Source organism: Agrobacterium sp. a22-2, assembly GCF_012276985.1.
In the GTDB taxonomy this organism is placed as follows: domain Bacteria; phylum Pseudomonadota; class Alphaproteobacteria; order Rhizobiales; family Rhizobiaceae; genus Allorhizobium.
The window spans coordinates 196,748-209,778 of sequence record NZ_JAAXMM010000010.1 but is presented as its reverse complement, the minus strand read 5'-3'; the positions used below and the strand labels follow the sequence as shown (position 1 = coordinate 209,778).

The window sequence follows — 13,031 nt, the reverse complement described above, 5'->3', positions numbered from 1 at the left end:
CCATGCCATTTCACGGCATTGATAATTCTAACTGATATTTAGGACTACAAATGAGGCGCGACATGACCAAAGGCTGGAAAAGACTTTGTTGCTGGCTGGCTCTGATTATTTTGACAACATTGTTCTTTGCTGTGTTTTTCTTCGCTTACAGCAACCCAATCTTAACTGAAGCGTTCTTCTGCAAGGGAGACTCATCATGTTTTCGCGAGTGGGTAGGGGCCGGCAGCGGATGGGTAACTGCACTTTTTGCGTTGTGGACTATTCGCGAGATGAAGAGAATCCAACAAGAGAGCGCAAATATTCAATTACAGGGAAACAAAGCTTTAGCGAGACGCATTAATCATCTAAGCAAGGTTCACTTTTATAGGATAACCCGGCTAAGAAGATTATTTCGTAACAAAGAAACTGTTGAAGTTATATTTTCACATAAAAATCTAAAAGATATAGAGCAGCTTACATATACATTTATGAGTAACATATTCGAAGAATTTGATAAAATCGCTTTTGTTCCCTCTGCCTATATTGATGTAATAAGAACGAATATGGAACTATTTAAAGATAAAGTTGAATATAATAAAACAGACCAGGAAGATCAGAGGTGCGCAACTCTAAAAGGCGCCGAAAATTGCGCCCTATTTTCTGAGACTTTAAAGATTGCCGCCCAACATAATCGCCGAATAAAAAAGGCCAGCGACCGGTTCATAACGCGTTGGGCGCACACGGAAAGTTAGATGCCGCACCGGGCTAGCCGAGCCTAGCAAACCGTTTGACTTAGACGCATGGGCCTTCGCTTGCGAAAGCCTCCTACAGAACGATAATCAACCCCGTAAATTATTTATTCGCACTCTGGATCTCATTTTTCGCTTGCACGATGATGGGCTAGTCTCTAATGGGAACGAGCCGTTTAGGCAGGTCGGGGCGTAGCGCAGCCCGGTAGCGCACTTGACTGGGGGTCAAGGGGTCGTCGGTTCAAATCCGGCCGCCCCGACCAATTAAATCAATCACTTAGCCCCCATGCAGTGATTGAGTGGTTCAGAAAAGAACCGCATGCCTTTATGGCAGATCCTCCCTTTGACGGACGTGGACCGATATTTCGCCCGAAACCCGGTCTTTCCACGCTCCCCCGTTTGTGATTTCGCGATGCAGCGGCCATCTGCTACATTGCTAATGCAAACCGAGGAGTACGACGATGAAAGCAGTTATGACAATTGCCGCAGTTCTCAGCCTCTCGACTGGTGCGGCATGGGCCGACTGCGCCGGCCATATCAAGACGACGGCATCCGCCGATGTCGACACGACAATCCAGACGGCCAGCGTCTTAAGCGTTTCGACCGAAAAGCAATCCACTGCTGATCAAACGCTGATGCTGAAATCCCAACAAACGCCGACCGAGACCACGGTCACGGAATAGAGCGACAGCCTCCAGACCGTTTCACAGGCCGGATCGTCAGGTTCGGCCATCTTTTTGCCTTGGAGACGCCCGCAATCAGCGGACCTGATCGAGCAGCCGCTTGCATTCCAGGAGGTCGTAAAGCGCCTCCTGCAACAGGGCCCTGTCTTCCTTGCCGACCGCGACCTTGCCGACGGAGACTTCGGGAATATCGTCGTCGCTGCCGCCGAAGCCGAAGAAGCGGCCGCTGACCTTGACCTTGGGCTGGCCGACGATCTGGTCATCGTCCGCGTGGCTCAGCTTCGGCTCGTTGGCGCCGGCATTGGCCGCGACCAGCGATTCCATCGTAGCCAGGTCGCCGTTTGCCACGGCCATGACGAAACGGTTGCCGTTGGTTTTCAGGAGCTTCTGGACGCCCTTGATGGTGTAGCCGTGATCATAGAGCAGATGGCGGATGCCCTTCAGCAGTTCCACGTCGTCGGGCCGGTAATAGCGCCGCCCGCCGCCGCGCTTCATCGGCTTGATCTGCAGAAAGCGCGTTTCCCAGAACCGCAGGACGTGCTGGGGCAAATCAAGGTCGTCTGCGACTTCGCTGATGGTGCGAAAGGCGTCCGGGCTCTTGTCCAACTTGTTAGTCCCCACACGATATCAGGCAAAGCATGCCGCGCTGCGAATCGTAGATATTCGAGCGGTTTACGACAAAGAATTCAAGTGATCCGATGAACCGGTGGATAAATTCCGCCGGGAGCCGGCCTCTAGACAGCCGGGTTCTGCGGCTTTTGCTTGGCGCGCCGCGCGATGTGCGACCGCAAGATCCGCTGCTTCAGCACGTTGGAGGCCTTGAAGGTCATCACCCGGCGCGGCGAGATCGGCACTTCCTCGCCGGTCTTGGGATTGCGGCCGATGCGCTCGTTCTTGCTGCGCACCTGGAAGGTGGCGAAGGACGACAGCTTGACGACTTCGCCCCGAACGATCGCATTGCAGATCTCGTCGATGACGGTCTCGACCAGTTCGGCCGATTCGGTTCGCGACAATCCAACCTTTCGAAAGACTGATTCCGCCAAGTCTGCCCGCGTCACTGTCTTTCCGGTCATCGTATCCCGCCCGATCACTAAACCATATTTCAAAGCCGCTTGAGACTATTGCCCTTGGGCGTGTCGGTCAAGCACCTGTTATGAGTCGCATTTTTCGAATTGAACTACCATCTTAGCAGCACCGCGCCCCAGGTAAAGCCGCCGCCCATTGCCTCCAGCAGAACCAGATCGCCCTGCTTGATGCGGCCATCCGCAGCAGCGGTCTCCAGCGCCAGTGGAATGGAGGCGGCAGAGGTGTTGCCATGCAGGTCCACCGTCACCACGACCTTCTCCAACGGGATACCGAGCTTTTTGGCAGAAGCGTCGATGATGCGCCGGTTGGCCTGATGGGGTACCAGCCAGTCGATATCATCGGCCGTCGTGCCGGTCGCTTCGAACGTCGCCTCGATCACGTCGGTGATCATGCCAACCGCATGCTTGAAGACCTCGCGGCCCTCCATGCGCAAATGCCCGACCGTGCCGGTGGTCGACGGCCCGCCGTCGACATAGAGCTTTTCGCGATGGGCGCCGTCGGAGCGCAGTTTGGACGCCAAAATGCCGCGGTCCGCAATCGCACCGGTCCCTTCCTGGCCCTCCAGCACCAGCGCGCCGGCGCCGTCGCCGAACAGCACGCAGGTCGTGCGGTCGGTCCAGTCGAGAATGCGCGAAAAGGTTTCGGCGCCAATGACCAGCACGCGCCGGGCCATGCCGCCGCGGATATAGAGATCGGCTGTGGTCATGGCGTAGACGAAGCCGGAACAGACAGCCTGCACGTCGAAGGCAAAGCCATGGCTCATACCGAGCCGGTGCTGGATGTTGACGGCAGCTGCCGGAAAGGTGTTGTCGGGTGTCGAGGTGGCGACGATGATCAGGTCGATATCGGCAACGGTCAGACCGGCCCTGTCGAGCGCCTGGCGTGCTGCCGCCTCGCCGAGTGACGCGGTCGTTTCGCCTTCGCCGGCGATATAGCGCTGGCGAATGCCGGTGCGCTGCACGATCCACTCGTCCGTCGTGTCGACGCGGCTTTCGAGCTCGCGATTGGACATCACTCGCTTCGGAAGCGCCGCTCCGAAACCGCGAACCACTGAACGAATCATTACTTCCCTACCCTGTCGATCACGCTGCTTCCGGTCCCGCACTGGACGGATGGCGGGCATGATATTTCTTCAAATCATTTTCTATCTTCTGTGTCAGGCCGTTGCGGGCCATGTCGTAGCCGACGTCGATGGCCGCTGCAAAGCCCTCGGCGTCCGTACCGCCATGGCTCTTGATGACAATGCCGTTGAGGCCCAGGAACACGCCGCCATTGACCTTGCGGGGATCCATCTTCTCGCGCAACCGATCGAAGGCGCCCTTGGCCAGGATGTAACCGATCTTGGCCATCAATGTGCGCGACATGGCAGCCCGCAGGTATTCGGCGATCTGGCGGGCGGTGCCCTCGGCGGTCTTGAGCGCGATATTGCCGGTGAAGCCTTCGGTCACGACGACATCCACCGTGCCCTTGCCCAGATCGTCGCCTTCGACGAAACCGTAATAGTCCATGGTGTCGAGCCCGGCTTCGCGGATCAGGCGACCGGCTTCCTTCACCTCTTCCTGACCCTTGATCTCCTCGACGCCGACGTTCAGAAGGCCGACCATCGGCCGCTCCACCTCGAACAGGGCGCGCGCCATGGCTCCGCCCATCAGCGCAAAATCCAGAAGCTGCTGCGCATCGGCGCCGATCGTCGCGCCGACGTCGAGAACGATGCTCTCGCCGTTCAGGGTCGGCCAGATCGCCGCAATGGCCGGCCGCTCGACATTGGCCATGGTGCGCAGGCAGAATTTCGCCATGGCCATCAGGGCGCCGGTATTGCCGGCCGAGACCACGACATCGGCCTGCCCCGTCTTGACCGCCTCAATCGACCGCCACATGCTGGACACGTAGCGGCCGCGGCGCAACGCCTGGCTCGGCTTCTCATCCATGCCGACGGCGATTTCGCAATCGTGCAGGACGGAGCGTTCCTTGAGCTTGGGGTATTTGTTCAGGATCGGTTCGCACCGGGCCTGCTGCCCGAACAGCAAAAACGTCACCTCGGGATGGCGTTCGAGCGCCTTGGCAGCGCCTGGGATGACAACTTCCGGACCAAAGTCGCCGCCCATCACATCAAGAGAAATTCTGATCACGCGTCCCTGATCCTTGCTTTTCGCCGTCCTGGCGAAATTTCGGCCAAAATACCGTTTTTGCTGTCGCGCACAACTGGTTTGTACCGCCTTGCGACATCAACACATTGCTACTGGTCCTTTTTCCAGTCCTTTAGCACGGCAAAGGGAGACGGACGGCGCACCTCTTCGGCAGGTGTGTCGGAATGGCCGGCAAACTCGACGCCGTCCTTCTTGGGATAGGGGTCGATGGCCAGCGCTGCGAACTCGCTCACCAGCACGCCGGCATCGATCGTATCGCCGACAAAGGTCTCCGGCGCGTCGGGGCCATCGGGGTCGAGCACCATTTCGGCGACACCGTCGACGACGATCCGGGCGAGCTTCGAGCCTTCCGGCACGTACATCTGCTCGATCTCCTCGCTGAAGCGCGACACGACCGGCTCCAGCGTCACGACGCAGGCCTGGACCAGTTCGCCCTTGACCCGGCCCTTGATGCGAATGCCGTCCTTCTTCCAGCGGCCGATCTGCAGTTCGGCGCGCAATTCGTTGACGGCGCTGACCTGCCAGAGCTTTGCGAGGCCCTGGCGCTCGCGCTCGTCGGCTTCCAGGCGGACCTGAACGGGATTGGCGGAAATATGGCCCACCTTGACCAGGTAGGAGAATGGCGCATCGCCGGCGCCTGCATCGTGTGTGGTCATCTCAGTCGCGCCCTCCAGGCACAGTCATTTGAACCGTTCCGGTCGCAACGGTCTCGTCGGACACACCGTCCAGGTGCTTGTCGGCGGCCAGCATCCATTCGGCCAGCCCTGCCATATCAGGAGCATCGGCCTGCTCCGGATGGATATTGCGCTGCAGGGCGGCGGACAATGCCGACACATCCTTTAGATCGAGTGCCGCGGAATAGGATTCAAGCCGGCCGTAGAACCTGCCGGCCAATTTTTTCATGCGTTTGGGAACCGTCTGGTCGCCGATGCCCAGTTCGCGAATCGAATAATCGATATCCTGGAAAAACGCGTCGATGATCTCCTGCGCCACTTCCCGGCCGCTCTGGCCGGCCGACCGGGTGCGACGGAAATACAGAATCATCGCAACGGACAGCATTTCCAGCCGGCCCATCACGGTGTCGGGAACATCGAGATCGGTGTAAAAGAAAGGATCGCGCCCGAGCGCGGTCAGCGCCGCATATTGCCGGTCGACGATGATCCGATTGTGTTTCTTCTGACGGAACAGCCCGAATAGCATTTATATGTCCAATTTCTCAGCACGGAGCGGTCTGACTGGCCAAGGCCATGTTGCATGATCGCGAAAGCTGGTTTACCGAAGCAGTCGTGAATTGCAATGCCGTTTCGACCAGAGCCACTTTCCGTCATGGGGTCTTTTGTGCCCGCATTGCCAGGTTCGTGTGGCCGGCAAGGCGGCTACATCTCTAGGGCCAGATCCTGTTCCGGTGTCCCCGGAAAGGCCATAATGATGTGCGCAACAGGACATCTGAAGTGCCGGCAAGGCCAGCAGTTTGAGTATATGGGAGACGCGTCGTTGAAGAGACGGTATTTCGGTTCGGACAGAACATTTATTAGCGGAGCCGCCATTGCCGCCCTGTTGGTCGTCGGCGGCCTGTCCGGCTGCCAGACCGGTGAAGTCTTTCACAACGGTTATATCGTCGACCAGGAAGCGCTGGCGCTTGTTCCTGTCGGCTCCAGCCGCGAACAGGTCATTCTCTCGCTCGGCACGCCGTCCACCACGGCGACCTTCGACGGCGAAGTATTCTACTATATCTCCCAGAAGCGCACCCGCTCGGTTGCCTTCATGAAGCAGAAGCTGGTCGACCAGCAGGTCCTGGCGATCTACTTCGACAAGGACGGCGTCGTCGCGCAGCGTTCGAACTACACGCTTCAGGACGGCAAGGTGTTCGACACGATCTCGCGCACCACACCGACCGGCGGCAAGGACCTCACCTTCCTGCAGCAGATCCTGTCGGGCGGCGGCGGTGCTGCCAACAGCGTCAAGAACCTGTTCGGCGGGCTCTGAGCTTCAGCAGACATATTCGGAAACAGATAACCCGCGGCTTCACCGGAAGCCGCGGGTTATTTTTTGTCGTTCGGCAGATCCCGGATCAGCCGGCCAGCACGGCCAGCAGAAGCAGGGCGACGATGTTGGTGATCTTGATTGCCGGATTGACGGCAGGGCCTGCCGTATCCTTGTAGGGATCGCCGACCGTATCACCGGTGACGGATGCCTTGTGGGCGTCCGATCCCTTCAGATGGGTGGTGCCATCCTTATCGACGAAACCGTCCTCGAAGCTCTTCTTGGCATTGTCCCAGGCGCCGCCGCCGGACGTCATGGAAATGGCAACGAACAGGCCGTTGACGATGACACCGAGCAGCGATGCGCCAAGAGCGGCGAAGGCCGAGGCCTTGGATCCTGAAACCAGCAGTACGCCGAAATAGACGACCAGCGGCGCCAGAACCGGCAGTAGCGAGGGGATGATCATTTCCCGGATCGCGGCCTTGGTCAAAAGGTCGACTGCCCGGCCGTAGTCCGGCTTGACGGTTCCCAGCATGATGCCAGGATTTTCGCGGAACTGCCGGCGGACTTCCTCGACGATGGAGCCTGCCGCCCGACCAACCGCGGTCATGGCAATGCCGCCGAACAGGTAGGGAATGAGACCGCCGAAGATCAGGCCAGCGACGACGTATGGGTTGGAAAGGCTGAAAGAGATATCGCCCATGTCAGCGAAATACGGATATTTGTCGCTGTTGGCGGCAAAGAACTGCAGGTCGTTGGAATAGGCGGCAAACAGCACGAGCGCGCCGAGGCCGGCAGACCCGATGGCATAACCCTTGGTGACGGCCTTGGTGGTGTTGCCGACGGCGTCGAGCGCGTCGGTGGACTTGCGTACTTCCGGCGGCAGATGGGCCATTTCGGCAATGCCGCCGGCATTGTCGGTGACCGGGCCGAAGGCATCGAGCGCGACGATCATGCCGGCAAGGCCGAGCATGGTGGTGACGGCGATCGCCGTGCCGAACAGGCCGGCGAACTGGTAGGTCGTGATGATGCCGCCAACGATGACGATGGCCGGCAATGCCGTGGATTCCAGGGAAACCGCCAGGCCCTGGATGACGTTGGTGCCATGGCCGGTGACCGATGCCTGGGCGATGGAATTGACCGGACGCTTGTTGGTGCCGGTATAATATTCGGTGATCACCACGATCAGCGCCGTCACGACCAGGCCGAGGATGCCGCAGATAAACAGGTTGGTGCCGGTGATGTCCATGCCGGCGACGGTGCCGATCGAGCCCCAGCCGACGGTGGACGAGGTGGCACCGGCAAGGCCGAGAATGGACAGGAGGCCGGTGACGATCAGCCCCTTGTAGAGGGCGCCCATGATCGAGCCATTGGTGCCCAGCTTGACGAAGAACGTACCGATGATCGAGGTGATGATGCAGGCCCCGCAGATCGCCAGCGGATAGATCATCACGGTTTCAAGCAGAGGGCTTGCGGCAAAGAAGATCGCGGCAAGCACCATGGTGGCGACGACAGACACGGCATAGGTCTCGAACAGGTCGGCTGCCATGCCGGCGCAATCGCCGACATTGTCGCCGACATTGTCGGCGATGGTGGCCGGGTTGCGCGGGTCGTCCTCCGGAATGCCGGCTTCGACCTTGCCGACGAGATCGCCGCCGACATCGGCACCCTTGGTGAAGATGCCGCCGCCCAGACGGGCGAAAATGGAGATCAGCGATGCGCCGAAGCCCAGCGCCACAAGCGCGTCGATAACCTCGCGCGAGCCGCTTTCATGGCCTAGCAATGCCGTCAGGACATAGAAATAGACTGCGACGCCGAGCAGGGCGAGGCCCGCCACCAGCATGCCGGTGATGGCGCCGGACTTGAAGGCGATGTCGAGGCCGGCAGCCAGGCTCTGGGATGCGGCCTGGGCCGTACGCACATTGGCACGAACGGACACATGCATGCCGATAAAGCCGGCAGCGCCGGACAGGACGGCGCCGATCAGGAAGCCGATCGCAGCCGCGCCCGAGAGAAGAAACCAGGCAAGCACAAAGACGACTGCGCCCACCATGGCAATGGTGATATACTGGCGCATCAGATAGGCCTGTGCGCCTTCACGGATATAACCGGCGATCTCCTGCATGCGTGCATTGCCTTGATCGGCGGCAAGTACGGATTTGGTAGCCCAGACCGCATAGGCGATCGAAAGCAAGCCGCATAAGATCACGCCCAATAAAACTGTCATTCGCAATACCCTCCAGCATCGACCACGCCATGCTCCTCCGCGAGGTCGTAATTGCGCGCCTGGTCTCGGCCGCTCCTCAGAGGCCTACCGGCACGGGGCGAGATTGCGTTGAGGAAGGGATTGCGTCAAGTGCTGCTTTTTCGCTCCGACGACCGAGCGAACCGGCGAATTGTCGCGCCGGTTCTTGACAGACCACAAGTTGTGAAAAGCAATGAGATCCGGTTTCAAGCCGACTTGGCGCGGGCAGTAGTGCGCATCTGCAGGATGACCAGAACGAGGCAGGTGATGGTCACCGGCCAGATGACCAGGTTCATGATCGACCAGCCATAGGCGGAAAACACCTTGCCCGAGGAAAAGGACGACAGCGCCACGATGCCGAACAGCACGATGTCGTGGAAGCCCTGCACCTTGTCGGCCTCATGCGGCCGATAGCTCGACGCGACGATGGCGGTCGCGCCGATGAAGCCGAAGTTCCAGCCGATACCGAGCAGGACAAGCGCGCTCCAGAAATTCCAGAGTTCGACACCCAGATGGGCGACGATGGCGCAGGCCATCAGAATGACGAGGCCGGCCGCGACGACCTTCTCGGTTCCGAAACGGGTGATCAGCATGCCGGTGAAAAAGCTCGGGGCGAACATGGCAATGACATGCCACTGGATGCCAAGGGTCGCCAGATCGGACGAAAATCCGCAGCCGACGACCATGGCCAGCGGCGCCCCGGTCATCATGAAGGTCATCAGCGCGTAGGAGCTGATGCCACAGATCAGGCCGGTGACGAAGCGCTGCGTCATGACGATTTCGCGTAAGGGTCGGGCAGCCTCGCCGTTCAGGCCGACCTTGCCGACGGGTTCTGGCAGCTTCAGAAAGGACAGCACGACGATGGCGGCCAGCATGAGCGGGATCAGGCCGATGAAGGCGCCGGCAAACAGCACGGGTTCAAAGGCGTCCTTGGCCCAGATGGCCAGTTGCGGCCCGACAATGGCCGAAATGATGCCGCCGGCGAGGATCCACGAGATCGCCTTGCCCTTGTAGAAGGACGGCGAGGCATCCGCGGCGGCAAAGCGGATCTTCTGGGTGAAACCGCCGGACAGGCCGATCAGCAGCAGGCCGAAAGCAAAAAGCCAGAATTCGGAGCGGAACAGAGCAAGGGCTGCGACAGCGCCGCCGATGGCGGCCATGGCGGCGCCGAGCATGAAGCTCGCCTTGCGCCCGAGAAAGCGCGACAGCGTGGCAACGACAATGGCACCAATGGCCACGCCGATATTGAAACCGGTCAGGGGAGCGGTCGCCAGAGACTTGTCGGCGCCGAGCAACTGATAGCCGGCAAGGCCGCCGACCGCGAAGCTTAGAGGCGCCGCCGAACCCAGGATCGACTGAGCGGCGGCGAGAATCATCACGTTGCGCTTGGCGGCGCGCAGTTGACCTTCGATCCCCTGCCCGTCGCCAGCACTCATGACCTGCTCTCCGATGTCGTCGTTCTGTTTACTTGGCCGCTTGAACCCGAACCTGCTTGGCGATGCGATCGAGAACCGCATTGACCAGCTTCGGTTCCTCGTCCTCGAAAAACGCATGGGCGATTTCGACATATTCCGTGACGATCACCGCAATCGGAACGTCCTTGCGTTCCAGCAGTTCGAAGGCGCCGGCGCGCAGAATGGCGCGGACCGTGCTGTCCATGCGCGATAGGGACCAGTCGTCCTGCAGCGCCTGACGGATCAGTGGGTCGATGACGGTCTGGTCGCGCACGACGCCGGCAACGATGGAGCGGAACCACGAGGCATCGGCCTTCAGATAGGTGTCGCCATCGAGCTCCTGGCCAAGGCGATGCGTCTCGTATTCGGCGACGACTTCGAGTACGCCGGTACCGCCGATATCCATCTGGTAGAGGGCCTGGACGGCGGCAAGGCGGGCGGCGCCGCGCTGGTTGGCGGTCTTGATCACCGGCTTGTTGTCTTCGGTCGTCATGGCTCAGCCGCCCAGTTTCGTCTTCAGTTCGATCATCGTCAAAGCCGCACGGGCCGCGAAGCCGCCCTTGTCCTTTTCCGACTTGCGAACGCGGGCCCAGGCCTGTGCCTCGTTCTCGACGGTCATGATACCGTTGCCGATCGGCAGCGATTCCGACACGGCAAGATCCATCAGGGCACGGGAGGATTCGGTCGCGACGATGTCGAAATGGAAGGTTTCGCCGCGGATGACCATGCCGAGCGCGACAAAGCCGTCATAGTCCGTGCCGCCCTGGTCGGCGCCATCGAGCGCCATGGAAATGGCTGCGGGAATTTCGAGGGCACCGGGAACGGTGATGATGTCATAGCTGGCGCCGGCTTCGTCCAGTGCGGATTTCGCACCGTCGAGCAGGGCATCGGCCATGTCGTCGTAAAAGCGCGCTTCAACGATCAAAAGATGCGGCGCGGATGTGTTGTCTGGCATGATCTTCACCCTAAATCGGACGGAAAATACGGCGAGCGCCGAGCAGAGGGCGGTCAAACCACGGCGGACCGCCAATGGCAAGTGTTTTTAGAAAGGCCTGTCGGAAATGCCGCTTTTCTTGCATTGTGCGGCTTTCCATACCACTCCCAGGGCGCCTCGTCGCCAAATCAGGATGATCCGATGTCCGACACTGCCAAAGCCATCGTCACTTTGCGCGACCTCATCCTCGAGCCGTTTTCGCAAGGCACGTTCTATGCCGGTGCCGATGCCACCATCGGGGCCGCCCTTGGTCTCAAGGGCCTCGGCATCAGCTACAGCGAGGTCCCGCCCGGCAAGGCCTCCTGTCCGTTCCACAATCACCATGTGGAAGACGAGCTCTTCATCATCCTGTCGGGACGGGGAACCTACCGGCTAGGCAGCGCGCGGCTGGAATGCAAGGCGGGCGATGTGCTGGGGGCGCCGGCCGGCGGGCCGGATACGGCGCACCAGATCATCAACACGGGCGACGAGCTACTGACTTATCTGGCGGTCTCGACCAAGGCGAAGACCGAAGTGGTGGAATATCCCGACTCAGGCAAGGTGCTGACCAAGACCAACGATGCCAAGGGCCGGCCGGTGTTCCGGCAGATGGTCCGCTCGACGGGGTCGCTCGATTACTGGGATGGCGAGCCCGGCAGCTGAACGGCTCGGCCATCACAAAATAGTTATGTTACATAATTTTAATAATTTATAATCGGATCAATTCCATTGGTGACGCGTTCTCGCTGCATCGATGAAAGGAATTGATATGAATAAAATGATCGTCGCCCTGATAAGCGCTTCTTTTTTCCTCGCGCCCGCCGCCTTTGCGCAGGACCACAAAAAGCCGCCGGCAAGCCAGCAGCAGCCCATCATTCTCAAGAAGGGCAAGATGCTGCCGCCGGAGCATCGCGGCCACCGTGTATCAGATCAGGATTTCAAGCAGCGCAAGCTGCGCAGTCCCGGCCATGGCGAACGCTGGGTTGAGGTCGACGGCACCTATGTGCTGATCAACGTCGCCACCGGCTTGATCGTCAGCGCCATGGGTCGATAAGCCATATTTCAAAGACGCCAACGGCAAACGCGGTCTTCGGGCCGCGTTTTTTGTTTGGCGGCCGCAGAAGGCTATCCGTCAAGGACGGCAGATAGCCTTCTGCGGCCGCCTCGAATCGGGCAAATTGATGACTGTCAAAATGAATTATTCTTAATGTAATTCAAAGGCTTAATTCCAGAAAAAGCCGCAATCAGATCCAATATCTCTCCTTGCACGGCCACCGGGAATAGTCCCGACCGCAGGTTTCATTGAAAGGAGAAAAACAATGAATCCCTTTGCGAAAATTGCCAGCGCCACCCTTATGTCCGCCATCGCCTTCGGCAGCTACAGCTATGCGTCCGATGCCAGCAAGATGGTGAAGACGCCGCAACAGATCGACGCCATCGTGAAAAACGACAAGGCGCCTCGCTTCAATGTCGTGGCGCTCGATTCGCTCGACAGGTCCGATCCGGTCTTTGCCCGCTACCATGAGCGAAACCCGGCCAAATCGAAAGAGAGCCTGGAATTGCAGGCCTCCATCAAGGCCAACAAGGTACTCTCGAATGATCTGAAGACCCAGAAGGTCGAGCTCAGCAACATCATTGCGGCCGAACAGGCCGCCGATGGCGGCCTGACGATCTACGTCCGCTAAGACCTGTCTCTGCCAAGAATATAAGATCCGGAACGGCCCCTGCGCGA

Annotated in this window: 16 protein-coding genes and 1 tRNA gene; 7 read left to right on the top strand and 10 right to left on the bottom strand. The window is 59.5% G+C overall.

Going from position 1 to position 13,031, the window contains the following annotated elements; translation table 11 throughout:
* Nucleotides 1–62: 62 nt before the first annotated feature.
* The 3 genes from HFC70_RS17215 to HFC70_RS17205 all read left to right on the top strand — a co-directional run bounded on the left by HFC70_RS17215 (nucleotide 63) and on the right by HFC70_RS17205 (nucleotide 1,411).
* Nucleotides 63–731: a hypothetical protein gene (locus tag HFC70_RS17215; protein WP_168474505.1), complete on the top strand. Its 669-nt coding sequence runs from the start codon at nucleotides 63–65 to the stop codon at nucleotides 729–731.
* Between the two features lie 183 nt (nucleotides 732–914).
* A tRNA-Pro gene (locus HFC70_RS17210) sits at nucleotides 915–991 on the top strand.
* 198 nt (nucleotides 992–1,189) lie between these two features.
* Complete coding sequence (locus tag HFC70_RS17205) at nucleotides 1,190–1,411, top strand: hypothetical protein (protein WP_168474504.1); 222 nt, start codon at nucleotides 1,190–1,192, stop codon at nucleotides 1,409–1,411.
* A gap of 75 nt (nucleotides 1,412–1,486) precedes the next feature.
* On the opposite strand, the gene HFC70_RS17200 is transcribed toward HFC70_RS17205, so the two are convergent.
* The 6 genes from HFC70_RS17200 to HFC70_RS17175 form a co-directional block, all read right to left on the bottom strand.
* Nucleotides 1,487–2,017 (bottom strand): MerR family transcriptional regulator, encoded by a 531-nt coding sequence (locus HFC70_RS17200; protein WP_168474503.1) that lies wholly within the window; start codon nucleotides 2,015–2,017, stop codon nucleotides 1,487–1,489.
* A gap of 128 nt (nucleotides 2,018–2,145) precedes the next feature.
* On the bottom strand, nucleotides 2,146–2,484 hold the full coding sequence (locus tag HFC70_RS17195) for an integration host factor subunit alpha (RefSeq protein WP_168474502.1): 339 nt from the start codon (nucleotides 2,482–2,484) through the stop codon (nucleotides 2,146–2,148).
* A gap of 104 nt (nucleotides 2,485–2,588) precedes the next feature.
* Complete coding sequence (locus tag HFC70_RS17190) at nucleotides 2,589–3,560, bottom strand: beta-ketoacyl-ACP synthase III (RefSeq protein WP_168474501.1); 972 nt, start codon at nucleotides 3,558–3,560, stop codon at nucleotides 2,589–2,591.
* A 19-nt stretch (nucleotides 3,561–3,579) separates the two neighbouring features.
* The gene (plsX, locus tag HFC70_RS17185) at nucleotides 3,580–4,626 is read right to left on the bottom strand and encodes a phosphate acyltransferase PlsX (RefSeq protein ID WP_168474500.1); all 1,047 of its coding nucleotides are present in this window, start codon (nucleotides 4,624–4,626) and stop codon (nucleotides 3,580–3,582) included.
* 107 nt (nucleotides 4,627–4,733) lie between these two features.
* On the bottom strand, nucleotides 4,734–5,300 hold the full coding sequence (locus tag HFC70_RS17180; RefSeq protein ID WP_168474499.1) for a DUF177 domain-containing protein: 567 nt from the start codon (nucleotides 5,298–5,300) through the stop codon (nucleotides 4,734–4,736).
* Between the two features lies 1 nt (nucleotide 5,301).
* The gene (locus tag HFC70_RS17175; RefSeq protein WP_168474498.1) at nucleotides 5,302–5,844 is read right to left on the bottom strand and encodes a ubiquinol-cytochrome C chaperone family protein; all 543 of its coding nucleotides are present in this window, start codon (nucleotides 5,842–5,844) and stop codon (nucleotides 5,302–5,304) included.
* A gap of 279 nt (nucleotides 5,845–6,123) precedes the next feature.
* Between HFC70_RS17175 and HFC70_RS17170 the strand changes: the two genes are divergently transcribed.
* Complete coding sequence (locus HFC70_RS17170; RefSeq protein ID WP_168474497.1) at nucleotides 6,124–6,630, top strand: outer membrane protein assembly factor BamE; 507 nt, start codon at nucleotides 6,124–6,126, stop codon at nucleotides 6,628–6,630.
* An 85-nt stretch (nucleotides 6,631–6,715) separates the two neighbouring features.
* Here HFC70_RS17170 and HFC70_RS17165 read toward each other — a convergent pair whose 3' ends face one another.
* The 4 genes from HFC70_RS17165 to ribH form a co-directional block, all read right to left on the bottom strand.
* The gene (locus HFC70_RS17165) at nucleotides 6,716–8,854 is read right to left on the bottom strand and encodes a sodium-translocating pyrophosphatase (protein ID WP_168474496.1); all 2,139 of its coding nucleotides are present in this window, start codon (nucleotides 8,852–8,854) and stop codon (nucleotides 6,716–6,718) included.
* 224 nt (nucleotides 8,855–9,078) lie between these two features.
* The gene (locus HFC70_RS17160) at nucleotides 9,079–10,308 is read right to left on the bottom strand and encodes an MFS transporter (protein ID WP_168474495.1); all 1,230 of its coding nucleotides are present in this window, start codon (nucleotides 10,306–10,308) and stop codon (nucleotides 9,079–9,081) included.
* Nucleotides 10,309–10,336: 28 nt separating this feature from the next.
* Nucleotides 10,337–10,819 (bottom strand): transcription antitermination factor NusB, encoded by a 483-nt coding sequence (nusB, locus tag HFC70_RS17155; RefSeq protein ID WP_168474494.1) that lies wholly within the window; start codon nucleotides 10,817–10,819, stop codon nucleotides 10,337–10,339.
* 3 nt (nucleotides 10,820–10,822) lie between these two features.
* Nucleotides 10,823–11,281 (bottom strand): 6,7-dimethyl-8-ribityllumazine synthase, encoded by a 459-nt coding sequence (gene ribH, locus HFC70_RS17150; protein WP_168474493.1) that lies wholly within the window; start codon nucleotides 11,279–11,281, stop codon nucleotides 10,823–10,825.
* 180 nt (nucleotides 11,282–11,461) lie between these two features.
* Here ribH and HFC70_RS17145 point away from each other — a divergent pair, with 180 nt between their 5' ends.
* From HFC70_RS17145 to HFC70_RS17135, 3 genes are all read left to right on the top strand, one after another.
* Nucleotides 11,462–11,962, top strand: coding sequence for a cupin domain-containing protein (locus HFC70_RS17145; protein WP_168474492.1), 501 nt, complete (start codon nucleotides 11,462–11,464; stop codon nucleotides 11,960–11,962).
* A 115-nt stretch (nucleotides 11,963–12,077) separates the two neighbouring features.
* Nucleotides 12,078–12,353 (top strand): RcnB family protein, encoded by a 276-nt coding sequence (locus HFC70_RS17140; RefSeq protein WP_168474491.1) that lies wholly within the window; start codon nucleotides 12,078–12,080, stop codon nucleotides 12,351–12,353.
* A 265-nt stretch (nucleotides 12,354–12,618) separates the two neighbouring features.
* Nucleotides 12,619–12,984, top strand: a complete 366-nt coding sequence (locus HFC70_RS17135; RefSeq protein ID WP_168474490.1) for a hypothetical protein — start codon at nucleotides 12,619–12,621, stop codon at nucleotides 12,982–12,984.
* Nucleotides 12,985–13,031 lie beyond the last annotated feature (47 nt).